Annotated in this window: 21 protein-coding genes; 12 read left to right on the top strand and 9 right to left on the bottom strand. The window is 62.5% G+C overall.

All coding sequences use genetic code 11. The features are described from left to right. Positions 1-2: 2 nt before the first annotated feature. The 3 genes from ACFOGH_RS01735 to ACFOGH_RS01725 all read left to right on the top strand — a co-directional run bounded on the left by ACFOGH_RS01735 (position 3) and on the right by ACFOGH_RS01725 (position 3,684). A complete protein-coding gene (locus tag ACFOGH_RS01735; RefSeq protein WP_380071327.1) occupies positions 3-1,025 on the top strand; it encodes an extracellular solute-binding protein in 1,023 nt (340 codons plus the stop codon). A 36-nt stretch (positions 1,026-1,061) separates the two neighbouring features. Then, on the top strand, positions 1,062-2,087 hold the full coding sequence (locus ACFOGH_RS01730; protein WP_380071326.1) for an extracellular solute-binding protein: 1,026 nt from the start codon (positions 1,062-1,064) through the stop codon (positions 2,085-2,087). Between the two features lie 187 nt (positions 2,088-2,274). Next, positions 2,275-3,684: an amidase gene (locus tag ACFOGH_RS01725; protein ID WP_380071325.1), complete on the top strand. Its 1,410-nt coding sequence runs from the start codon at positions 2,275-2,277 to the stop codon at positions 3,682-3,684. On the opposite strand, the gene ACFOGH_RS01720 is transcribed toward ACFOGH_RS01725, so the two are convergent. The 3 genes from ACFOGH_RS01720 to ACFOGH_RS01710 form a co-directional block, all read right to left on the bottom strand. Beyond that, positions 3,679-4,644, bottom strand: coding sequence for a Stealth CR1 domain-containing protein (locus tag ACFOGH_RS01720; protein WP_380071324.1), 966 nt, complete (start codon positions 4,642-4,644; stop codon positions 3,679-3,681). The genes ACFOGH_RS01725 and ACFOGH_RS01720 overlap by 6 nt on opposite strands. Further along, entirely contained in the window at positions 4,641-5,534 is an 894-nt protein-coding gene (locus tag ACFOGH_RS01715) for a glycosyltransferase family 2 protein (protein ID WP_380071323.1), read from the bottom strand. Before ACFOGH_RS01715 ends, ACFOGH_RS01720 begins: the two co-directional genes overlap by 4 nt. Positions 5,535-5,610: 76 nt before the next feature. Beyond that, positions 5,611-6,708, bottom strand: coding sequence for an acetoin utilization protein AcuC (locus tag ACFOGH_RS01710; RefSeq protein ID WP_380071322.1), 1,098 nt, complete (start codon positions 6,706-6,708; stop codon positions 5,611-5,613). Positions 6,709-6,876: 168 nt separating this feature from the next. Between ACFOGH_RS01710 and ACFOGH_RS01705 the strand changes: the two genes are divergently transcribed. From ACFOGH_RS01705 to ACFOGH_RS01695, 3 genes are read left to right on the top strand one after another with little or no spacing between them, the layout of a single operon-like run. Further along, the gene (locus ACFOGH_RS01705) at positions 6,877-7,377 is read left to right on the top strand and encodes an NUDIX hydrolase (protein ID WP_380071321.1); all 501 of its coding nucleotides are present in this window, start codon (positions 6,877-6,879) and stop codon (positions 7,375-7,377) included. A 51-nt stretch (positions 7,378-7,428) separates the two neighbouring features. Next, positions 7,429-7,857, top strand: a complete 429-nt coding sequence (locus ACFOGH_RS01700; RefSeq protein WP_380071320.1) for a DUF1178 family protein — start codon at positions 7,429-7,431, stop codon at positions 7,855-7,857. Next, the gene (locus ACFOGH_RS01695) at positions 7,857-8,495 is read left to right on the top strand and encodes an SDR family NAD(P)-dependent oxidoreductase (protein WP_380071319.1); all 639 of its coding nucleotides are present in this window, start codon (positions 7,857-7,859) and stop codon (positions 8,493-8,495) included. The genes ACFOGH_RS01700 and ACFOGH_RS01695 overlap by 1 nt, the downstream gene beginning before the upstream one ends. Before the next feature lie 20 nt (positions 8,496-8,515). Here the strand turns inward: ACFOGH_RS01695 and ACFOGH_RS01690 are convergent, their stop codons facing one another. Further along, positions 8,516-8,839: a 2Fe-2S iron-sulfur cluster-binding protein gene (locus ACFOGH_RS01690; protein ID WP_380071318.1), complete on the bottom strand. Its 324-nt coding sequence runs from the start codon at positions 8,837-8,839 to the stop codon at positions 8,516-8,518. Between the two features lie 234 nt (positions 8,840-9,073). Here ACFOGH_RS01690 and ACFOGH_RS01685 point away from each other — a divergent pair, with 234 nt between their 5' ends. The 3 genes from ACFOGH_RS01685 to ACFOGH_RS01675 are packed head-to-tail and all read left to right on the top strand — an operon-like array spanning position 9,074 to position 10,698. Continuing rightward, positions 9,074-9,610, top strand: coding sequence for a peptidoglycan-binding domain-containing protein (locus ACFOGH_RS01685; RefSeq protein WP_380071317.1), 537 nt, complete (start codon positions 9,074-9,076; stop codon positions 9,608-9,610). After that, complete coding sequence (locus ACFOGH_RS01680; protein ID WP_380071316.1) at positions 9,607-10,248, top strand: HD domain-containing protein; 642 nt, start codon at positions 9,607-9,609, stop codon at positions 10,246-10,248. Before ACFOGH_RS01685 ends, ACFOGH_RS01680 begins: the two co-directional genes overlap by 4 nt. Positions 10,249-10,251: 3 nt before the next feature. After that, positions 10,252-10,698, top strand: coding sequence for a hypothetical protein (locus ACFOGH_RS01675; protein ID WP_380071315.1), 447 nt, complete (start codon positions 10,252-10,254; stop codon positions 10,696-10,698). Between the two features lie 267 nt (positions 10,699-10,965). On the opposite strand, the gene ACFOGH_RS01670 is transcribed toward ACFOGH_RS01675, so the two are convergent. From ACFOGH_RS01670 to rpiA, 5 genes are all read right to left on the bottom strand, one after another. Further along, on the bottom strand, positions 10,966-12,417 hold the full coding sequence (locus tag ACFOGH_RS01670) for a Do family serine endopeptidase (protein ID WP_380073946.1): 1,452 nt from the start codon (positions 12,415-12,417) through the stop codon (positions 10,966-10,968). Positions 12,418-12,948: 531 nt separating this feature from the next. Next, positions 12,949-13,845, bottom strand: coding sequence for a protease modulator HflC (gene hflC / locus ACFOGH_RS01665; protein WP_380073945.1), 897 nt, complete (start codon positions 13,843-13,845; stop codon positions 12,949-12,951). Further along, positions 13,842-15,011 (bottom strand): FtsH protease activity modulator HflK, encoded by a 1,170-nt coding sequence (hflK, locus tag ACFOGH_RS01660; RefSeq protein WP_380071314.1) that lies wholly within the window; start codon positions 15,009-15,011, stop codon positions 13,842-13,844. The genes hflC and hflK overlap by 4 nt, the downstream gene beginning before the upstream one ends. An 87-nt stretch (positions 15,012-15,098) precedes the next feature. Next, a complete protein-coding gene (gene gor / locus ACFOGH_RS01655; protein ID WP_380071313.1) occupies positions 15,099-16,460 on the bottom strand; it encodes a glutathione-disulfide reductase in 1,362 nt (453 codons plus the stop codon). 371 nt (positions 16,461-16,831) lie between these two features. Then, positions 16,832-17,620 (bottom strand): ribose-5-phosphate isomerase RpiA, encoded by a 789-nt coding sequence (gene rpiA, locus ACFOGH_RS01650; RefSeq protein ID WP_380071312.1) that lies wholly within the window; start codon positions 17,618-17,620, stop codon positions 16,832-16,834. Positions 17,621-17,751: 131 nt separating this feature from the next. On the opposite strand from rpiA, the gene ACFOGH_RS01645 reads away from it, so the two are divergent. The 3 genes from ACFOGH_RS01645 (at position 17,752) to ACFOGH_RS01635 (ending at position 21,387) form a co-directional block, all read left to right on the top strand. Next, positions 17,752-19,080 carry an Nramp family divalent metal transporter gene (locus tag ACFOGH_RS01645; RefSeq protein ID WP_380071311.1) on the top strand — a complete coding sequence of 443 codons (1,329 nt, stop codon included), beginning with the start codon at positions 17,752-17,754 and terminating at the stop codon, positions 19,078-19,080. 274 nt (positions 19,081-19,354) lie between these two features. Further along, positions 19,355-19,993: a glutathione S-transferase family protein gene (locus ACFOGH_RS01640; RefSeq protein WP_380071310.1), complete on the top strand. Its 639-nt coding sequence runs from the start codon at positions 19,355-19,357 to the stop codon at positions 19,991-19,993. A gap of 14 nt (positions 19,994-20,007) precedes the next feature. Beyond that, complete coding sequence (locus ACFOGH_RS01635) at positions 20,008-21,387, top strand: L-serine ammonia-lyase (RefSeq protein ID WP_380071309.1); 1,380 nt, start codon at positions 20,008-20,010, stop codon at positions 21,385-21,387. Positions 21,388-21,439: the final 52 nt, after the last annotated feature.

Genomic DNA, 21,439 nt, shown 5'->3' with positions numbered 1-21,439 from the left:
CTATGAAAAAGCCCCTGCTTGTCGCCCTGCTGCTGACCACCGCCGGACCTGCCCTTGCCGAAGGACAGTTGAACCTGTTCAACTGGGGCGACTACACCTCGCCAGAGCTGCTGGAAAAGTTCAAGAAAGAGACCGGCATCACCGTCACCGTAACCGATTACGACAGCAACGACACGGCCCTCGCCAAGGTTTCGGCAGGCGGGTCGGGCTTTGATCTGGTGGTGCCCTCGGCGCATTTCGTGCAGATCTATGTCGAAAAGGGTCTGATCCAGAAGCTTGACCTGTCGAAACTGCCGCACCACGGCAACATCGCGCCGGAATGGATGGATGTGGAATGGGACAAGGGTCGCAACTACACGATCCCGTGGCAATGGGGCACGACCGGGATTTCCGTGGACACCTCGGTTTACAAGGGTGATCCGAACACCTCCGAGCTGTTCCTCAATCCGCCGGAAGAGTTGAAGGGCAAGATCAACGTCGTGCCCGAGATGAACGAAATCGTAGGGCTTGCGGTGATGTGGGCGGGCGGCAAGCCCTGCACCGAGGATGTCGCCATCCTGAAAAAAGCCCATGACGCGCTGATGAACGGCAAACAATACTGGACTTCGATGGACTACGGCACCACCGAACACATGGCCAATGGCGATTGGGCGGCAAGCGTCAACTGGTCGGGCGAAACCTTCCGCTCACGCCTGAAAAACCCCAATGTAGTCTATGGCTATCCGAAAGAGGGCTATCCGCTCTGGATGGATTCGGTGGCGCTGCTCAGCGATGCGAAGAACGTCGATGAGGCCTACAAATTCCTCGATTTCATCAGCCTGCCAGAAAACGCCGCGCTGATTTCCGCCTTCGCGCGCTATCCCAACGGCATCAGCGGCTCGCAGGAATTCATGCCACCTGACATGGCAACGGCACCCGAGGTCAATATCCCGGCTGAATTCAAGGCGGCTGGCCATTTCATGCCCGCCTGCTCGGGCAAGGCTTTGGAATACATGACCGCGATCTGGACCGATCTGCAAAAATAACCACAAGAAACCAGCCAAAAACCAAGGGAGACGACAATGAAACACCTGATCTCTGCCACCCTTCTGCTAATGGCCAGCACCACGCTGGCCTCTGCCGAAGGCCAGTTGCAACTGTTCAACTGGGGCAACTACACCTCGCCGGAACTGCTGGAAAAATTCAAGAAAGAGACCGGCATCACGGTGACTGTAACCGATTACGACAGCAACGATGCGGCTTTGGCCAAGGTTGAGGCTGGCGGTTCAGGTTTTGACCTTGTGGTGCCCTCGGCCAACTATGTGCCGATCTGGGTGGCGAAAGATCTGATCGTGCCGTTGGACGACAGCAAACTGCCGCACAAGGGCAATATCGCGCCGGAATGGGTAGATGTGGCTTGGGACAAAGGCCGCACCCACACGATTCCGTGGCAGTGGGGTTCGACCGGCATCGCCGTGAACACCAAGGTTTATGGCGGCGACATCAACACCTCGGCAGTCTTCCTGAACGTTCCGGACGAGTTGAAGGGCAAGATCAACGTCGTGCCTGAAATGAATGACGTCGTGAACCTTGCGCTTTGGTATGTCGGCGGCGAGCCTTGCACCGAAGATACCGAAGTGCTGAAAAAGGCGCGCGATGCCCTGCTTGCGGCCAAGCCTGACTGGCTGTCGATGGATTACGGCGCCACCGAAAAAATGTCGAACAACGACTGGGCGGCAAGCGTGAACTGGAACGGCTCGACCATGCGCATCCGTCTAGCTAACCCGGATGTGAAATATGGCTATCCGAAAGAAGGCTATCCGCTGTTCATGGACTCGGTTGCGCTGCTGAAAGATGCCAAGAACGTTGAGGAAGCTTACAAGTTCCTCGACTTCATCATGGTGCCAGAGAACGCGGCAATGATCTCGTCCTTTGCGCGCTATGCCAATGGCATCTCGGGGTCGGATGCGTTCATGCCGGAAGACATGAAAACCGCGCCGGAAGTGATGATCCCGGAAGAGTTCAAGGCTTCGGGGCATTTCCTGCCGACCTGCTCGCCGAAAGCGCAGGAATACATGACTGCGATCTGGACCGAGCTTCAGAAGTAACCTGCGTGATATGACAGCGATGCGGGGGCGACAGCCTCCGCATCATTGCTTTACTGCCCTGCTTGGAGGGGGCTTTGGGCCCCCTCCAAGCCTCCCCGACCATCCCCCCAATCTGTCTCACAGACTCACACCATTCCCTCACCCCCTACCCCCTCTCCCCGAGCCACCCAGCACACAGGATCACCACATGGCGCTGCATGAAATGTCGGCCTCCGATCTGTCGCGCATGATCGCCGCGCGCAAACTCGCGCCTTCCGAGGTGATGGCGGCGCATCTGGCGCGGATGGATGCGGTTAACCCTGCGGTGAACGCGGTGATCTCGCGGCGCGACCCAGATGAGTTGCTGGCAGAAGCCAAGCGCGCCGATGATGCAAAGCACTCAGGTTGGCTGCATGGCCTGCCCTTGGCGGTGAAAGATCTCTGCGCCACCAAGGGCCTGCGCACCACCTATGGCTCGCCGCTGTTTGCCGATTTCGTGCCCGCGAAGGACGATCTGCTGGCCGCCCGGATGCGGGCTGCGGGGGCGATCTTTGTCGGCAAGACCAACACGCCGGAATGGGGCCACGGTAGCCATTCGTTCAACCCTGTGCATGGGGTGACGCGCAATCCCTATGATCTGGCTGTCACCGCTGGCGGCTCGTCGGGTGGCGCTGCGGCGGCGCTGGCGGCGCGGATGCTGCCGGTTGCCGATGGCTCGGATATGATGGGGTCTTTGCGCAATCCCGCAGCCTTCTGCAACGTCTATGGCTTCCGCCCTTCGTGGGGGCTTGTGCCGGGCGATGCCGAGGGCGACACCCATCTTGCCACCCTCGCCACCGAGGGCCCGATGGCGCGCACGGTCGAGGATATCGCCAATCTGCTGACCGTGCAGGCCGGGGTGAACCCTGAAGTGCCGTTTGGCCGCGAGGGCCGCGATTTCGCCCGCGCGCTGGACACCGATCTGCGCGGCAAGCGCATCGCCTGGGCGGGCGATTGGGGCGGTGCTTACCAGTTCGAGCCCGGTATTCTCGACCTCTGCGAAACCGCCCTGCGCGTCTTCACCGATCAGGGCGCGAAGGTCGAGGCCATCGCCCCACCCTTCCCCGCCGAAAAGCTGTGGCAAGCCTGGACCACCCTGCGCGCCATGCTGAACGCCGGTGGCATGAAGGCGCTTTATGATGATCCGACCAAAAAGGCGCAACTGAAACCCGAAACCCAATGGGAGATCGCGCAGGGCCGCAATCTGACCGCGCAAGCCGTGTATGAGGCCAGCACGATCCGCAGCCGCTACTACGCCCATATGGCCCGCCTGTTCACCAAATATGACGCGGTGGTGCTGCCCACCGCCCAAGTCTGGCCGTTCCCGGTGGAATGGCGCTGGCCGCAGACCATCAACGGCACCGCGATGGACACCTATCACCGCTGGATGGAAGTGGTGATCCCGGTCAGCCTGATTGGCCTGCCCGCGCTGAATGTGCCCGTAGGTTTTGGCGCAAATGGCCTGCCGATGGGGATGCAGATCGCGGGGCCGGTGGGGGCGGATGCGCAGATTCTGGCGATCGGCCAAGCCTATCACCGCGCGACCGACTGGCCCAGCAAACGCCCAGCCCCGCTATAATATCCGGCGGCGCAGGAAGGCGAGAATATCCGCCTGCACCTGCGCGCCCGCCTGATCCAGACTGTTGACGCAGATGAACAAGGCATTTTCCCGCGCCTCGGCCTCGGCGATTTTCTCGCGTACCCGCTGCGGTTTATCAACATCGGCGCGGAAATACACGGTGTTGTCCGAGGGCGCGATCACCGCAGTCCCCGCCGCCAGCTCCAGATGGTTGGCAAGGCTTGCCGGGTTGAACTGGCTGCCATGGCGGAAGCGGGGTGCCATATTCGCCTCGATCACCCCGGGATGCGCGGCCTGAAACCGCTGGAAGGTCGATCGCCGCAGCGGATGCGGCGTGTGGCCGATGCTGAAAAACCGCAAGCCCCAGCCCACCAGCCGAGCTGCCCGCAACTGTTGCAGTTTGAACCCCACCGGCTGCCAATTCTTGCCGCGCCGCTTCAACCGCCCCACCGCCAGTTGCAGCAGCGGCACCAGCCCATAAGCCCGCGTCATCCACTGCCCGCGCAGCACCGGGCCTTTCTCGGTGAAGAAATCCGCCTGCTGCACCGGGCGGATCAAAAAGAAATCGTCGTTCAGATACAGATAGCGCTCGGCAAGATCGGGGATACGGAACAGCGCAGTTTCAATCGTGCGCCCGGAAAAGATCGGCAGCAAATCCTCATGCCCCGCGTAGATCACACGATGATCGACGATGCGCACCCGGTCCTGCATCGCAGGATCAGCCCATAACTCGGTCACAACGCTGGGAATTTGCCCATCCGTCACGATATGGATCCGCCGCAGCCACGGCGCAAACTTCAGCAGCGCCAGCAGACTGAAGCGAATCTCATCGCGGCTGGCAAAGCGCGTGGCCTCGACGCCCGCCGCACCAAACCCCGGATCGAACGCGCGACGCTTGGCAACATGCGCGGGGTCTTCGCCATCGACCCAAGTCAGCACCGCATCGACGGCCTCGCTCACAAGACAGCCCTCAGCCGCTCCGGGATCACCACCACCGGCGGCCCCGGCAGCGGTGCGGGCTTGTTCCAGGCCAACAACCGGCGCCTCCAGGTCAAACGCTTGCGAAAGCCATCAAACAGCGGCGCACCCTCCACCGGAGTGGCGGCTTCCACCATGCGGAACAGGCTTTCGCGGCGCTGCATATGCGGGCCCCAGCCTGCAGCGATCAGGTTCGGGTCATTGGCGCGGCCCATCGCGGTCTCATAGTCAATCATGCCAAAATGGAACACGAACAGATCGGGCGAAACATGGAAATTCCGCCGCTTCACCCGATGCAGCCCCGCGCCCCATGTCACAGGTTTGAACGCCAGCACCGGCTTGGTATAGGCGTTTGACACCACCGCCACCCGCCTTTGCGCCAGAAACGGCTGCGCGGGGTCAATCGCAGGCTCAGATTTCAGATGCTGCACCACATCCAGCCCCAGCCCCGACAGCGTCGAAGTCCGCACCTGATGCCCCTGAATGAAATCATTCAGGCTGCCATGCCGCGCCGGGTCTGCCACCAGAAACTCATCGACATCGGTCGCGATCACCGCATCGTAATCATAGCGCCACAAAGTGCGCGCCAGATCAGAGATTGCGCGGCTGCGGTTATGCTCCATCACCACGCGGCGCAGCGGCACATTGCTGACCTCTGCCGCCCAATCGCGGTGGCGCAGATGCAGAAAGTTCACGCCGTCAAAGCCCTGCGGGATCGTCTCATCCAAGCCGTCGATGATCACGAACAGCGCCTGCCGCCCGAAATTGCCGCCGTAGTAGTCGATCCATTTGCGCAAGAAGATCCGGTCATTGCGCACCGTCGTGATGCAGGCGACCTTCATGCGCGGCTCGGAAATGGCAGGGTCTGACACGGGTTTCTCCGGCTAGGGTTGCCTTGGCTTTAGCGCAAGGCCGCACATTCCGCAATTCCACCCGCCAGACCCCGCCTCACGCCCGCGCCAAAACCGCCATTCGGTCCCGCAATTCCGGCCTTATCGGCCCCTCGCGCGGGGCATCGCGCAAACTCGTCAGCAGCGCAGGCGCAGGTGGGGGCCGCCCGCCACCGCCCCAGCTTAAGCCCCGCAGCACCATGTGCGCGGCCTCTGGCAGCAACTCGGGCACCGTCTGCCCCGAAAGTTCCGCCCAGAGCAGCGCCCAGCACCGCCCCACCGACCACGGATTATAGCCGCCACCGCCCAACAGCATCAGCCGGGGCGCCATCGCCCGGATCGCCCGCAAGGCCTCGACATAGGCGTTGTTCGACAAAGCCAGCCGCGACAATGGGTCTTCCAGCAGCGAATCCGCCCCAGCTTGCAGCACGATAACCTGCGGCGCAAAGGCTTGCAGGCGCGGCAGGATCATCTCATGTAGCACCAACCGCGCCTCGGTATCATTATACTGTGCTGGCACCGGCAGATTGACGCAATTACCTGCCGCCACCCCCAAAGCCCCGGTAAAAGGCCAACGTGCCTGTTCATGCACCGAGATCAGCAGCACCTCGGGCACGCCTGCAAAAGCAAACTCTACCCCGTCGCAATGATGCGCATCCAGATCGACATAGGCCACCCGCAGCCCCATCCGCCGCAAGGCCATGATCGCCAGCACCGGATCGTTCAGATAGCAAAACCCGTTGGCGCGATCCGGCATGCCGTGATGCGTCCCGCCCCCCGGCACATGCACCGATCCGCCCTCGGCCAGCAACTCTGCCGCGAGCAGAACGCCCCCCGCCCCGGTCGCCGGGCGGCTGTAAATCTGCGCGAACACCGGATTGGACAGGGTGCCGATGTGATGCCGCGCCATCGCCTCGGCCGAGATTGTGCCTGCCTCTGCCGCTTGCAACGCCGCGATGTAATCGGCACTGTGAAACGCCCGCAACGCCGCAGGCTTGGCGCGCGGGCTGCTGCGGTATCGCCCCTCCAGCCAGCCCAAGGCGCGGCCGAGATCCATCACCGTCGACACACGTGGCACCCGCAACGGATGCGCCCCGCCATAGCTGGAGCCGCGATAAATCTCTGATCCGATGAACAACGCGGCACCCGCCACCATTTCCGCCCTTTTTGCTCGCCGTCACTGAATTGTAACGGTTTTGTAACAGCTTTTGACCAAACCTTGCACTGCACCGCTATGCAACCAACCTATGATATGCGATAGACATTGTTGAAAGCGGCTCTGAAGAACCGCAGCAAACAAAGTACGAGTTGAAGGCCGATGCAGATGAATCAAACCCTCCCCATAGCGCCCCCGGACGCCACAAAATCCGTGCCGCGCCAATATGGCGCGATTTGCTGGCGGATGCACCGTGGCAAGGTCGAGGTGTTGTTGATCACCAGCCGCGACACTGGGCGCTGGGTGATCCCGAAGGGCTGGCCGATGGAGAACCGCTCGCCCGCGCAGGCCGCGCGGCAAGAGGCTTGGGAAGAGGCTGGCGTGCGTGGCGACATCGCCGAAACCGCCATCGGCGGCTTCAACTATGTCAAACTGCTTAGCCCGACCCGCAGTTGCGAATGCGCGGTTGAGGTGTTTGCCCTGCGCGTGTCGGAACTGCTCGACAAATTCCCCGAACGCAAGGAACGCCGCCGCAAGTGGTTCGCCGCCGAAAAAGCCGCCCGCAAGGTGAACGAGCCGCAACTGCGTCAGGTCTTGCTGACCCTGAACAGCCAGTTTGCCGACGGCCTGCTGGCACCAGTGCCCGAGCAAGCGCTTGCCACCGCTTGAAAAACGGCGCAGCCTGATTAGGTAACACCCTATCCTCGCGCTGGCCCCGGCATGATCCGCTATAATCTTCGATGCAGCAAAGACCATGGTTTCGAAAGCTGGTTTCAGTCCGCTGAAGCCTATGAAACCCTGCTGTCCGCAGCCCAAATCGCCTGCCCGGTCTGTGGCGACAGCAGCATCGAGAAAACGCTGATGGCCCCCGCCGTGCGCCCCGCGCGCAAGGCGGGCGAGGCCAAACCAAAACTCAGCGAACCCACCAGCGAAATTGAGGCCGCCATGGCCGAATTGCGTCGTCAGGTCGAGGCGAACTCGGATTACGTCGGTCTGAACTTTGCAGCCGAAGCCCGCCGCATGCACGAGGGCGAAATCGACCAGCGCGCGATTTATGGTGAGGCAAAGCCCGAAGACGCCCGCGCTTTGCTGGAAGACGGCGTGCCCGTAGCACCCCTCCCCTTCATGCCGCGCAGAAAGGCCAACTGATGACCACGCTGATCACTGGCGCAAACCGTGGCATCGGCCAAGCGCTGCTGCACCATTATCAGGCCGCAGGCGCGCAGGTGATCGGCACCAGCCGCAAGCCCACGCCCGGCCTGCGCGTGCTGGATGTGACCGACGCCGCAGGCCAGCGCGCCTTGGGCCAAAGCATTGATGCGCTTGATCTGCTGATCTGTAATGCCGGGGTCTATCCCGATCGCGGTCAGCGGCTGGATGATGGCTATGCGCCCGAACTTTGGGCCGAAGGCTTTAACACCAACGTGGTGGGGGTGTTTCTGACCATTCAAGCCCTGCTGCCCGCCCTGCGCCGCGCAAAGGGCAAGATCGCGATCATCTCGTCGCAAATGGCATCAGACACCCGCGCGCCCGGTGGCAGCTATATCTACCGCGCCTCCAAGGCCGCGGCGCTGAACTTGGGCCGCAACCTCGCCACCGATCTGAAACCGCAAGGCATCGCGGTGGGCATTTACCACCCCGGCTGGGTGCAGACCGAGATGGGCGGCAGTGGTGCCGACATCACCGAGGCACAATCCGCGCACGGCCTCGCCACCCGCTTCGCCGCCTTGTCCTTGGCGACGACGGGTTGCTTTGAAACATGGGACGGGCAGGCGCATCCGTTCTGAGCGGCGCGCCAGCCCCGGCTTCAGATCTGCTTTTGCGGCATCTGCACGCGCAAGCCATCCAGCGCATCGCTGACCTTGATCTGGCAGGTCAGGCGCGAGGTGACCTGATCAGGCTGCCAGGCGAAATCCAGCATGTCTTCTTCCATCGCGTCTTTCTTCGGCAAACGATCCACCCAAGCCGGATCGACATAGACATGGCAGGTCGAGCAGGCGCAGGCGCCACCGCAATCGGCCTCGATGCCCGGAATACCGTTGTCGCGCGCGCCTTCCATCACCGTCAGGCCATTCGCCACGTTGACCACGTGTTCCTTGCCACCGAATTCGACATAAACGATCTTTGCCATGCTGCATTCCCTGTGTCTTGCTATAGCGCATATTTTCGCCTTGCGGCTCTGACGCCGACATAGGCCAAAGCCGCAGCATTTGCCAGTGCAGCGCCGTCACACTGCGGTGCAATTCCGTCAACCGACCGCATCGCTTCCGCAAGCCTCTGCCTAGGCATCTTTGCACAGCCCGGGTTTGCGGTTAAGCTTGTCGCAACATGGCCCGGCGCAACCGGGGCGCAATATGGGCATGGCATGATTTTTCGTCTGATTTTGGGCTGCGCGGTTCTGGCGCTTGGCGGTTGTGGCCCGCAGGTCTCGGTGCAGGCCCCTTCGAAGAGCAATCTGTCCGTTGATATTTTGCGGCTGAAAGAGGGTCAGCAACCGCCGCAATCCGATGGGGCCTGCTGGGCGAAAGACACCACGCCGGCGGTGATTGAAACCACCACCGAACAGATCATCGTCACCCCAGAGCAGCGCGATGCCGCGGGCAAAGTCACCACCCCCGCCGCCTATCAGACCAAAACCCACCAGCGCCTGCTGCAAGATCACGAGGAGGTCTGGTTCCGCGCGCCTTGCCCGCAGGATATGACGGTAAACTTCGTGGCGACCTTGCAACGCGCCCTGAAAGCGCGCGGCTATTACCTTGCCCCCGTCACCGGCGTCATGGATGCCACCACCACCGAGGCCGTTCGCCGCTTTCAGGCCGAGCGTGGCCTCGACAGCCCGGAACTTTCACTTTCTGCCGCCAAGGAACTTGGCATCATCGCAACGGATATCGCAAAACTATGACCCTTGCCGCAGCCCAAAGCCGCTATGAAGCCGAAGTCAGCCGCCAATGGGCGGCGCATCCTGCCGATGGCGCGCATGATCTGGGCCATCTGCGCCGGGTCTGGGCGCGCGCGCAACTGATCGCCTTTGACGAGCCTTGCGATATGGCCGTGCTGCTGGCTGCCTGCATGTTTCACGATCTGGTCAACCTGCCGAAATCACACCCCGACCGCGCCCGCGCCTCGACCCTTTCGGCCGAGGCCGCCTGCCATTTCCTGCGGCAAGATGGCTTTCCCGAAGACAAACTCTCGGCTGTTGGCCATGCCATCGCCGCGCACAGCTTTTCGGCGGGGATCAAACCCGTCACCACCGAAGCCCGCGTGCTGCAAGACGCCGACCGGCTTGAGGCTTTGGGGGCCATTGGCATCGCCCGGATGTTCCATGTGTCGGGCGCGATGGGCGGCGGGCTGTTTCACGCCGATGATCCGATGGCGCTGCACCGCCCCTATGACGACCGCGCCTATGCGCTGGACCATATCGAAACCAAGCTGCTGAAAATCGTTGAGACGATGCAAACCGCCCCCAGTCGCGCCATGGCGACTGAGCGTGCCGAATGGATGCTGTCATTCCGGACCCGGCTTTTGCACGAGATCGGCTAAGCCATGCTGGCCCGGTTGTCGCTGCGCTTTGTGCTGATCCTGTTCTTGACCGGCGCTGCCACCATCGCCCTTGTCACCATGTTCGAGGCGATGATCCGCGCCAGTTTAAGCTTTGGCACCGCCCTCGTCGTGGTCTTGCCGCTGTTGGTCGCCGCGCGGTCTTGCGGCGCGGCTTGGGTCGCGCACAACCAATCCCCCGCCGGAGCACGCCCCGCCCTGCGCTATGGCGCGTGGTTTGCGCTGGTGGGGCTGATGGCCTACGCGGTTTTTGGGGCGGCGCAGCGCCTGTCGCTTGGGATCGACCCTAGCGAAACTGCGCGCATGCTGGCCGGTCGTCCGCTGACTGCAGGCATAATTGCGGTGCTTGCGTATGCGACCTTCGCCTTGATCACCTGCACCGGCTTTGCCTTGGGCGCACGCGCGCAGGGGCGGTTGCTGCCGCAGCGGTAGCCCGTGGGCAGGTTGTGTCCCGCACCGCTGGCTGATCCGGCGGCGCTTGGCAGGATGATGCCACTTCCATGCTGCATTTTGTCTTCCCATCTGGGAATGACTTGTGCTTTTCACCGATAGAATCCGCGAATTACACAACATATAGTGTTGTCGCCTTGAAAGTGCGGTTTTGTGGCCAGTTGCTGCGATGTGCCACAAAGCAAAATGCGCGCCCTGTGGGGCGCGCATTGCATGAGCATTTTCGTCGCTGGTTGTGCAGCGTCAGGCCTACTGAACTGACAGCGCCACAAAGCGCGGATCACCCTCCCGCCGCACCAGAAGCAGGATCGACTTGCGCCCCGCCGCCTTGGCCTCGGTCAGCCGGTCTTGCAGATCGTTGATGCTCATCACCTTCTGCTGCCCGGCCTCGACGATCACGTCGCCGGGGATCACGCCTTTCTCTGACGCTTCAGACGCGCCATCGACATGGGTGACAGCCAAGCCGGTGGCCCCCGGTGACAGTTTCAGATCCTTGGCCACCTGCTCATCGACCGGCACCAAGGTCAGCCCCAGCACTTCCGCCTTCTTCGGCTCGACCGGGGTGTCTTTTTGCGCCGCTGGCACAGGCTTGCCAGCCTCATCGGTCTCACGACGGCCCAGCTTGATCTGCAAGGTTTGCTGTTTGCCGTCACGCAGCACCACGGCGGGCACTTCCTCGCCAATCGGGCTGTCGGCGACGGTGCGGGTCAGGCTGCGGACATCGGTGATTTCCTTGCCGTTGAAGCTTTGGATCACGTCACCCGCCAGCAAGCCACCCGCCTTGGCCGGGCCATCCGGCACATCGGTGATCAGGGCACCCTTGGCTTCGGTCAGACCCATGGCTTCGGCCACATCCGGCGTCACATCCTGAATCCGCACGCCGAGCCAGCCGCGCCGCGTCTCGCCGTATTGCTTGAGCTGATCGACGACATGCGACACCACGTTCGACCCCATCGAGAAGCCGATCCCGATCGAGCCGCCGGTCGGCGAAAGGATCGCGGTGTTCACACCCACGACCTGCCCGTCCATATTGAACAGCGGACCACCCGAGTTGCCTTTGTTGATGGCGGCATCGGTCTGGATAAAGTCGTCATAGGCACCGCTCAACTCGCGCCCACGGGCCGAGACAATCCCGGCCGAGACCGAAAAGCCCTGCCCCAGCGGGTTGCCCATCGCCATCACCCAATCACCAACCCGCATCTTGTCGGAATCGCCGAAACCCACAAACGGCAGCGGCTCGGGGCTATCCACCTTCAACAGGGCGATGTCGGTTTTAAGATCGGTGCCAACCAGCTTGGCTTTCAGCTTTTTGCCCGAGAAGAATTCGATCTCGATATCATCCGCGCCCTCGATGACGTGGTTGTTGGTGACGATATAGCCATCCGCAGAGATCACGAAACCCGAACCCAAAGCCTCAGACCGCTGCGGCTCGTTGTTGCCTTGGCCGTTCTGGTCCATGAAATCCTTGAAGAAATCTTCAAACGGGCTGCCGGGCGGCACCATGGGCGAGCCATCGGTGGCCGAGGCCACCATCGACGAGGTGGTGATATTGACCACCGAAGGGCTGATCTGCTGTGCGAGATCAGCAAAACTGTCAGGCGCAGCAAAGGCCATGGCCTGATGCGCAGGGCCGGTGGCCAGCGCCATCGTCAGACCAAGACCCAAGGCCAGAAGCAACCGGGGACGCTTAGGTGCAACCATGGCCGGAACCGTCAGCGCACGCGCGGGGGATAGGTGAAGCACGTCCGAACTCCTTTTCGTATAGCGGGGCGCGATCCACATCGCCCGCCCCATCGGATCACATCCGCATAATCATTTATGGGCCAAATTGCGCAATGCAAACCAGATCGCGCGGTCTCAACCCTACGTGAATGAATTTGTCACCGACGTGAGGCCCAGCGCAAGCGCCATCGGCATCATGCGCCAATCACCGCCATGAAATGGAAAGGGCTGGTGCGGCGCACCGGCCCTCTTGTTGGCTGGGGCAGAGGTGAGGTTCGGGCGGAAACAGGAAACGCATTGCGTTTCCCCGCCCGCGTGTGCGGCTTGAACGTGAAGTCAGATCAGCGAGAAACCCGGTGAGGCCAGCGCCTGACCCGGCGGGCGAGGAGCGCCCGCCGAGGGCGGGGCGGGCGCTGGCCGGGCCTTTGGGGCCCGGCGGTTTCGGCTACACCCGCACCGCGTGGCGAAGGTGAATGGCGATCCACCCAAGCAAGCCTTGCAGTTGCCCAGTTACTGCGCCGGGGCAGCGGGGGCGGCAACCGGGGCTTTCTCGGTGCGCAGATAGTCGAAGAACTCGCTATCGGGCTGCATCACCATCGACGAATTGCCCGCCTGCAAGGCCCGCTCGTAAGACGTGAGCGAACGCGTGAAGGCGAAGAACTCCGGGTCTTTGCCGAAAGCCTCGGCATAGATCGCGTTGCGTTTGGCGTCAGCCTCACCGCGGATCACCTCGGCCTCTTTGCTGGCCTGCGACACGATCTCGACCTTGGAACGCTCTGCGGCTGCCCGCACGCGCTGTGCGGCCTCGTTACCGCGGCCAATCTCATCCGCCGCTTCGCGATCCCGCTCGGCCCGCATCCGGGCAAAGGTGGCCTCAAGGTTCTGCTCGGGCAGGTCGGTGCGGGTCAGGCGCACGTCGATCACGTCCACACCCAAGCCCGCCGCCTTTTCGCGGCTGTTGTCGCGGATCTGGTTCATCAGCAAGGTGCGGTCTTCCGACAGCACCTTCTGGCTGTTCACCCCACCCAGAACCTCACGGATTTCGGCGTTGATGATCTTGTCAAGGTTGCTGCGCGCAGCATCAACCCCGCCAGACCCCACCGCACGGCGGAACGCTTCCAGATCGACGATCCGCCAGCGCGCAAAGGCATCGACCACCAGGCGGCGGTCATCCAGCGGCGTCACTTCCAAGGGCTGCGTCGGCAGGCCAAGAATACGGTCGTCATAGCGGAAAACTTCCTGCACGAACGGAATCTTGAAGCCCAAACCGGGCTTGTCGACCACCTGCTTGACCTCACCAAACTGCAAGACCAGCACCTTTTCGCGCTCGTCCACGATGAACACCGACGACAGCAGCAAAGCCCCTGCCAAGATCAGACCGGGAAGAATGTAAATCGCACGCATCAGTTTGACCCTCCGGCAGGGGTTGCAGGTTTGGCCAGACCCTCCAGCGGCAGGTAAGGCAGCACGCCCTGCCCATCCTTGCCCGAGACGCCATCAAGGATCACCTTGTTCATCCCGCCCAGCACTTTCTCCATGGTTTCCAGATACATCCGCTTGCGCGTCACCTCTGGCGCCTTGACGTATTCAGCATAGATCGAGCTGAACCGGCTGGCTTCACCCTCGGCGTTGTTGATCACCTGCGCGCTGTAGCCGCGCGCATCTTCCAGCAACTGCGCCGCTTGCCCGCGCGAGGCTGCGCCAATCGTGTTGGCATAGGCGTCGGCCTCTTTCTCCAGACGATCGCGCTCTTGCTGGGCGGCCTGCACCTTGCGGAAGCTGTCGATGACTTCGCGCGGCGGATCGGCTTTGTCAAAGTTCACCCGGATCACGTTGATCCCGGCATCATAGCTGTTCAGCGTGTTCTGGATCGCCGTCGTCACCTCAGAGGCAATCACCCCCCGGTCACGGTTCAGCACCGGAGACAGTTCCGACCGCGCAATGATGTCGCGCATCGCCGATTCAGAAACCGCGCGGATGGTGTCTTCGGGGTCGGCAAGGTTGAACAGGAATTTCGCCGGATCGCTGATGTTCCAGACCACCTGGAACTCGATATCGACGATATTCTGATCGCGGGTCAGCATCAGGCCATTGTCCAACTCGCCCGCAGCGCCATTGCCGATATCGGTGGTGCGCTGTTTGCGGGCCTCGACGATTTCGGCGGTCATCACCGGCCAGGGCGCGAAATGCAGGCCCTCTTCGGTGACACCGCTGAACTTGCCCAGCATCAGCGTCACAGCCTGTTCTTCCGGCTTCACCGAATAGGCCGACGACCAGACCCAGACGCCCAGCGCCACCAGCACGCCCAGCGCGATGCCCTGCTTGGAAAACATCGGCCCCGCGCCGCCCGGCCCCGCCGGACCGCGACCGCCATTTCCACCCCGCCCGCCCATCAGCACGCGCAGGTGTTCCTGACCCTTTTTCACCAGATCATCAATTTCCGGCATCTGCGGGCCTTCGCCCGGCCTACGCCCGCCGGGGCGCTGACCATTCCGGTCCTCTGGCCGCTGGCCGTTCCGGTCTTCACCGCCCGAACCGCCATTTCCGCCCCAAGGGCCGCCGCTACCCGCCATTGATAAACCTTTCGTTCTTTTTACACTGTCCCTGAATTGGGCACGCGGCGCGGAAAATCAAGCAGATACACCGCGCAAATTGCCGCATCACACCTGTCGGGTTGGCTTTCGCATTGTCACTAGTTCTTCCGACACCGTTGGATGCACCGCTACCGTGCGGTCAAAGTCGGCTTTTGTCGCCCCCATCTTCACCGCAATCGCCGCAAGCTGGATCATCTCACCCGCCCCCGGACCGACAATATGACAGCCGAGAACCCGCTGCGTTGCCTGATCCACCACCAGCTTCATCAGCACGCGATCCTGCCGCCCCGCGAACAGGGTTTTCATCGGGCGGAAGCTGGCCGAGAAAATCTCAATCGGCCCATTGCCCTTGGCGGCTTCCTCCGACAGCCCCACCGAGCCCAATTCGGGCTGGGTGAACACCGCCGAGGCCACCAGCTCGTGGTCGGCCTTGGTCGGCACGCCGCGAAACACCGTATCGGCAAAGGCATGGCCTTCACGGATCGCCACCGGCGTCAGGTTGATCCGGTCGGTCACATCGCCCACCGCATAGATCGAGGGCACTGCGGTTTGCGACCACTCATCCACCACCACTTGGCCCCGCGCGCCGATCTCAACGCCCAAAGCCTCCAGCCCCAAACCATGCGAGTTGGGTTTGCGGCCCGTGGCATAAAGCACCAGATCAACCTCGCGCACACGGCCATCCGTGCCATGCGCAAGGATCGCCTCCGCGCCCTTTTCCAACCGCGCCACATCGACGCCGCATTGAATATCAATGCCCCGCGCCACCATCGCCGCCGCAACAAGGCCGCGCGCCTCGTCGTCGAAGCCGCGCAAGATCGACGCACCGCGATACATCATCGTCACCTGCACACCCAAGCCATGCAGGATGCAGGCGAATTCGCTGGCAATATAGCCGCCGCCCACCACCAAGGCGCGCTTGGGCAAGGCCTCCAGATGGAACATCTCATTCGACGTGACCGCCAGTTCCGCCCCCGGCACCTCCGGCACAAACGGCCGCCCGCCGGTGGCGATCAGGATATGCTTGACGCTGAACTCCTCGCCCGAGGCCAGACGCACCCGATGTGGGTCCACCACCACGGCGCGTGTGTCATAAATCGTGACGCCCGCATTCATCAGCGTGCTGCGATAGGCCCCTTCCAGACGGTCCAACTCGCGATCCAGCGTGCCGCGAAACCGTCCCCAGTCAAACGCGCCCAGCGTTGCATCCCAGCCATAAGCGCGCGCGTCCTGCACCTCCGAAGGGTATTCCGACGCAAACACCATCAGCTTTTTCGGCACACAGCCGCGGATCACACAGGTGCCGCCCATCCGGCTTTCCTCGGCCAGCGCCACCTTCGCGCCACCCTCGGCACTGGCAATCCGCGCCGCCCGCACCCCGCCCGAGCCACCACCGATGACGAAAAGATCGTAGTCAAAGCCAGCCATCGCGCCCTCCAGAAACCCGGCCCATCTATTCCACGCTTCAACGGGCTTTGCCATACGCAGCTAAGCATCGGCGGCGCGATTTGCGAGGGGCGCGTATGGCGCAGACCAGAGGCCCCGGATCAAGTCCGGGGCGGCGTGGGGTGGAGTGACGGGGGCCATCGCCCCTGTCAAAGCGCAACGTTTCGGCCCTACCCCCGGTGGTCAAAGCCACCGGGCAGCGCCCGCCCCGCCCTCGGCGGGCGCTTCTCGCCCGCCGGGTCAGGCGCTGCCCTCTGACAATGGTGCTTGAAGCGGTTTACAGAACAGGTTCCCACATGGCCGGGGCCGATCCTCCCCCGGAGGATCGCCTGTTCCCGGCCAAAGAGATCGCCCTATTCCCCCAGATCGACGAAAATATTATCCGTCGGGGCGAACAAGATCTGATCATCCGTCTCGGATCCCGAGTTGATGTCGCGCACCGTCACCCGGCCATCGCCGTGGCCGATGATCACGATATCGCAGATATCAATGAACAGCCCGTTCTCGACCACGCCCGGAATCTGGTTCAACACCAGTGCCAACTGCCGCGGATTGCCGATGCGCTTCAGATGCAGGTCCAGAATATAATTGCTCTCATCCGTCACCAGAGGCCGGTCGCCGTTCATCCGCAATGTCACATCGCGTGCCAGCACATCCATCGACACCAGCATTTCTTCGACCAAAGCCTTCGAGGTCTGCCAGCCAAACGGAATGATCTCGATCGGCAGCGGAAACGCGCCCAGTTGCTGCACTTCCTTGGCGGCATCGGCGATCACGATCATCTGGTCGCTGGCGGTTGCGACAATCTTTTCCTGCAACAAAGCCGCACCGCCGCCCTTGATCAGCGCGAGCTGCTGATCAAACTCATCCGCGCCGTCGATGGTGATATCCAGCCATTTCGCCTCATCCAGCGAGGTGACGTGAATCCCCACCTGCCGCGCCAGTTCCGCCGTGCGTGTGCTGGTTGGCACGCCGACAATCTTCAGCCCCTCCTCGCGCACCCGCTCGCCCAGACAGCGCACCATCCACGCCGCCGTCGAACCCGTGCCCAAACCCACCTTCATGCCGTTTTCGATAAAATCCACCGCCCGTTTGGCAGCGACGAATTTGGCTTTGTCGATGGGGGAAAGGTCGGCTGGCATCTGCGGCTCCTAAGTCTGTTGCGCCCTTATAGGCAAAGCACAGCGATGGGGCGAGGGGGGAATCACATGGTGCTTGACAGAGTCCATCGCAAAGCTACATTGCGAATAATTCTCAATATCAGAAAGTCGCCATGCCCCCGCCCTTCGATCTTTCCAACGATTGGAAACAACCGCGCGGTGATGCCGCGCTTGCCGATGTACATCGCTCGGTCAACCTGCCGAAAGGCGCCTGGCGCCGCTTTGCCGCCTTCTTGGGCCCCGGCTATATGGTGGCAGTGGGCTATATGGACCCCGGCAACTGGGCGACCTCGCTCGCCGGTGGGTCGAAATTCGGCTATACGCTGCTGGTGGTGGCGCTGATCTCGAACCTGATGGCCATCGTGCTGCAATCACTCTGCGCGCGGCTTGCCATCGCTTCGGGCCGCGACCTTGCGCAAGCCTGCCGCGACGCCTACCCGCGCTATATCTCGATCCCACTGTGGCTGGCGGCTGAAATCGCCATCATCGCCACCGACATCGCCGAGGTGATCGGCACCGCCATCGGCCTGAACCTGCTGTTTGGCATTCCGCTGGAACTGGGCGTGTTGATCACCGCGCTGGATGTGTTCCTGATCCTGTGGCTGCAAACCAAGGGCTTCCGCTGGCTTGAGGCCTTCATCATCACCCTGCTCGGCGTCATCGCGGTGTGCTTTGGTTTGCAAATCGCGATGGCGGATCCGGTCTGGTCAGACGTGATCAAAGGCTTCGCCCCCACCACCGAAATCCTGCGCAACCCCGAGATGCTCTATCTCGCGCTGGGGATTCTCGGGGCCACGGTAATGCCACATAACCTCTACCTGCATTCCGCCATCGTGCAAACGCGTGCCTATGGTGACAGCGTCACCGAAAAGCGCGAGGCGCTGAAATTCGCCACCATCGACAGCACCGTGGCGCTGACCTTCGCGCTGTTGATCAACGCTTCAATCCTGATCCTTGCCGCCGCCTCGTTCAACACCGCAGGCCAGACCGAGATCGCCGAACTGGGCGATGCACATCAACTGCTTGGCCCCCTGCTCGGATCAGGTATCGCCCCCAGCCTGTTCGCCATCGCGCTGCTAGCCTGTGGTCTGAACTCCACCGTCACCGCCACCCTCGCAGGCCAAGCGGTGATGGAGGGCTTCCTGCAAATCCGCCTCGCGCCGTGGCTGCGCCGCCTGATCACCCGCGCCATCGCCATCATCCCCGCCGCCGGAGTCACGCTTTACTACGGCAGCGCGGGCACAGGGCGGCTGCTGATCCTGACGCAAGTGGTGCTGTCGCTGCAACTCTCCTTCGCCGTGGTCCCTTTGGTGATGTTCACCGCCAACCGTGCCAAGATGGGCGCCCTAGCCGCCCCACGCTGGCTGGTGGCGCTGGCCATCCTGATCGCGGCGGTGATCATCGCGCTGAACCTGAAACTGCTGTGGGATTTCATTGGGTAGTGGCAAGCCAAACGCTCAAACAAGATTAAAATTTGCGTCCCGCCCCGGCGGCCTCGACCTTTCAGGTCTTGGCCGCCAAGGCAATTTCATCTTGGCTTAAATACTCCCGCCGGAGGCTCCTCTGGCATATGTCGGATGCCTCCGGCGGGAGTATTTAAGCCAAGATGAAACACAAGGCCGGCAAGCCCGCGCCGCTGCGCACCAAATTGTGTCGGTTTCTGCATGGTGTCCGCGCCGCCTTGCGCCATACTGCCGCGAAACCAAGGAGAGCGCGATGTATATCCTGCACCACACGCCAGACTCGGCAGCCCTGATCGTCCGACTGGTGCTGGAAGAGTTGGGCCTGCCCTATCAGATCGCGCCCATCGACCGCGCAGGCGGCGCGCTGGATAGCCCAGCCTATCGCAAGCTGCAACCTTTGGGCAAAATCCCCGCCCTGCAAACCCCGGATGCGACGCTGTTTGAAACCGCAGCGATCCTGCTGCATCTGTCGGAAGTTACCGGCAAACTCGCCCCCGCCCCCAACACGCCCGAGCGCGGGCCGTTTCTGACGTGGCTGTTCTTCACCTCGAACAACCTGCATCCGGTGGCGATGAACTATTACTACCCCGAGCGTTTGGCAGGCGCCGAGAACGCCGCGGCGGTGAAGGCGATCGCGGCCGCACAGCTGAAATCGCTGGTGGCGACGTTGGAAAACATGGTGGCGCTCGACGCCCCCGACTGGCTTTCGACCAAACCGTCGATCCTTGGCTATTATGTCGCCGTGCTGATGCGCTGGCTGGCCGAACCCTGCCCCGCCAGCGACCATCCCGCGCTGCACAAGATCCTGCTGGCGCTTGAGGCCACCCCCGCCGCGCAAACCTGCGCGCAGGCCGAGGGTCTCGCCACAACGCTGTTCTCAAACCCCTACTGATCGGACCCTTCCGCATGTTTCTCTCTGTTTTCGACATGTTCAAGGTCGGCGTCGGCCCGTCCTCGTCGCACACCATGGGCCCGATGGTGGCAGCGGCGCGGTTTCTCGATCTGATGCGCGCCTCGCCGTTCCAATTCGGCGGCGTCAAAGCCTCGCTGCACGGCAGTCTTGCCTTCACCGGCATCGGCCATGCGACCGACCGCGCCACTATTCTCGGCCTCGCGGGCTTTCATCCGGCGACCTATGATGCCGCCAAGGCCGAGGCGACGCTGGCCGCGATCAACGACAGCCACACCATCCACGCCGACGGGCTGCCGCCCTTGCGCTTCAACCCGAAAGCCGATCTGACGTTTGACTACGGCCCCGCCCTGCCCGGCCACGCCAATGGCATGATCCTGCGCGCCACTGACGCGCAGGGCGACGTGATCTTGCAGGAAACCTATTACTCCATCGGCGGCGGCTTTGTGCTGACCGCCGCCGAACTCGCCGAAGCGGGCGCGGGCAAGGCTAAAGCCAAGGCCGACGTGCCCTATCCGTTCGAGACCGCCGCCGAAATGCTGGCGATGGCGAAAACCTCGGGCCTGTCGATCGCGCAGATGAAACTCGCCAACGAGCTGAAATTCCGCAGCAAGGCCGAGATCGACCAAGGCATCGCCCGGCTGTGGGAGGTGATGAACAACTGCATTTCCCGCGGCATGGAGGGCACCGGGATCCTGCCCGGCGGGCTGAAAGTGCGCAGGCGGGCCAAAGGCATCCACGATGCCCTGTTGGCCGAGCGTGGACTGAACATGACCGCACCGCACACAATCAACGACTGGATGTCGCTGTATGCGATGGCGGTGAATGAGGAAAACGCCGCTGGCGGCCAAGTCGTCACCGCCCCCACCAATGGCGCGGCGGGCGTGCTGCCAGCGGTGCTGCGCTATTATCTTGATCACGTTCCCGGCGCGTCCACCCAAAAGATCGCTGAGTTTCTACTCACCGCGTCGGCCATCGGCGGTCTTTGCAAACACAATGCCAGCATTTCCGGCGCCGAATGTGGCTGTCAGGCCGAGGTTGGCTCTGCCGCCGCGATGTCTGCCGCCGCCTTGGCCGCGGTGCTGGGCGGCACGGTGATGCAGGTGGAGAACGCCGCCGAAATCGCCCTTGAACACCACCTTGGCATGACCTGTGATCCCGTCGCGGGCCTCGTGCAGGTGCCCTGCATCGAGCGCAACGGTCTGGGCGCGATCAAGGCCGTCTCGGCTGCCAGCCTTGCCCTGCGCGGCGATGGCGAGCATCTGGTCTCGCTCGATGTCTGTATCGAAACCATGCGCCAGACCGGCCATGACATGCATGAGAAATACAAGGAAACCTCGCTCGGCGGCCTTGCCGTCAACGTGCCGAACTGCTGATCGCGCAGATCGCTGGTTGGTGGCCCACGATAAGCAGGGCCACCGCCCATCC

The sequence above is a fragment of the Cypionkella sinensis genome (assembly GCF_042646385.1).
Lineage (GTDB): Bacteria > Pseudomonadota > Alphaproteobacteria > Rhodobacterales > Rhodobacteraceae > Cypionkella > Cypionkella sinensis.
The sequence above is the reverse complement of the archived record's forward strand: the minus strand, read 5'-3'. Positions and strand labels throughout refer to the sequence as shown.

Coding starts and splice junctions, on each gene's coding strand:
- gor (WP_380071313.1), bottom strand. CDS start 16,460: ATGGCTGGCTTTGACTACGATCTTTTCGTCATCGGTGGTGGCTCGGGC.
- ACFOGH_RS01710 (WP_380071322.1), bottom strand. CDS start 6,708: ATGGTGGCGGGTGCCGCGTTGTTCATCGGATCAGAGATTTATCGCGGC.
- ACFOGH_RS01670 (WP_380073946.1), bottom strand. CDS start 12,417: ATGGTTGCACCTAAGCGTCCCCGGTTGCTTCTGGCCTTGGGTCTTGGT.
- ACFOGH_RS01705 (WP_380071321.1), top strand. CDS start 6,877: ATGAATCAAACCCTCCCCATAGCGCCCCCGGACGCCACAAAATCCGTG.
- hflK (WP_380071314.1), bottom strand. CDS start 15,011: ATGGCGGGTAGCGGCGGCCCTTGGGGCGGAAATGGCGGTTCGGGCGGT.
- ACFOGH_RS01685 (WP_380071317.1), top strand. CDS start 9,074: ATGATTTTTCGTCTGATTTTGGGCTGCGCGGTTCTGGCGCTTGGCGGT.
- ACFOGH_RS01695 (WP_380071319.1), top strand. CDS start 7,857: ATGACCACGCTGATCACTGGCGCAAACCGTGGCATCGGCCAAGCGCTG.
- ACFOGH_RS01735 (WP_380071327.1), top strand. CDS start 3: ATGAAAAAGCCCCTGCTTGTCGCCCTGCTGCTGACCACCGCCGGACCT.
- ACFOGH_RS01730 (WP_380071326.1), top strand. CDS start 1,062: ATGAAACACCTGATCTCTGCCACCCTTCTGCTAATGGCCAGCACCACG.
- ACFOGH_RS01690 (WP_380071318.1), bottom strand. CDS start 8,839: ATGGCAAAGATCGTTTATGTCGAATTCGGTGGCAAGGAACACGTGGTC.
- ACFOGH_RS01675 (WP_380071315.1), top strand. CDS start 10,252: ATGCTGGCCCGGTTGTCGCTGCGCTTTGTGCTGATCCTGTTCTTGACC.
- ACFOGH_RS01700 (WP_380071320.1), top strand. CDS start 7,429: ATGATCCGCTATAATCTTCGATGCAGCAAAGACCATGGTTTCGAAAGC.
- ACFOGH_RS01640 (WP_380071310.1), top strand. CDS start 19,355: ATGTATATCCTGCACCACACGCCAGACTCGGCAGCCCTGATCGTCCGA.
- ACFOGH_RS01725 (WP_380071325.1), top strand. CDS start 2,275: ATGGCGCTGCATGAAATGTCGGCCTCCGATCTGTCGCGCATGATCGCC.
- ACFOGH_RS01635 (WP_380071309.1), top strand. CDS start 20,008: ATGTTTCTCTCTGTTTTCGACATGTTCAAGGTCGGCGTCGGCCCGTCC.
- ACFOGH_RS01645 (WP_380071311.1), top strand. CDS start 17,752: ATGCCCCCGCCCTTCGATCTTTCCAACGATTGGAAACAACCGCGCGGT.
- ACFOGH_RS01680 (WP_380071316.1), top strand. CDS start 9,607: ATGACCCTTGCCGCAGCCCAAAGCCGCTATGAAGCCGAAGTCAGCCGC.
- rpiA (WP_380071312.1), bottom strand. CDS start 17,620: ATGCCAGCCGACCTTTCCCCCATCGACAAAGCCAAATTCGTCGCTGCC.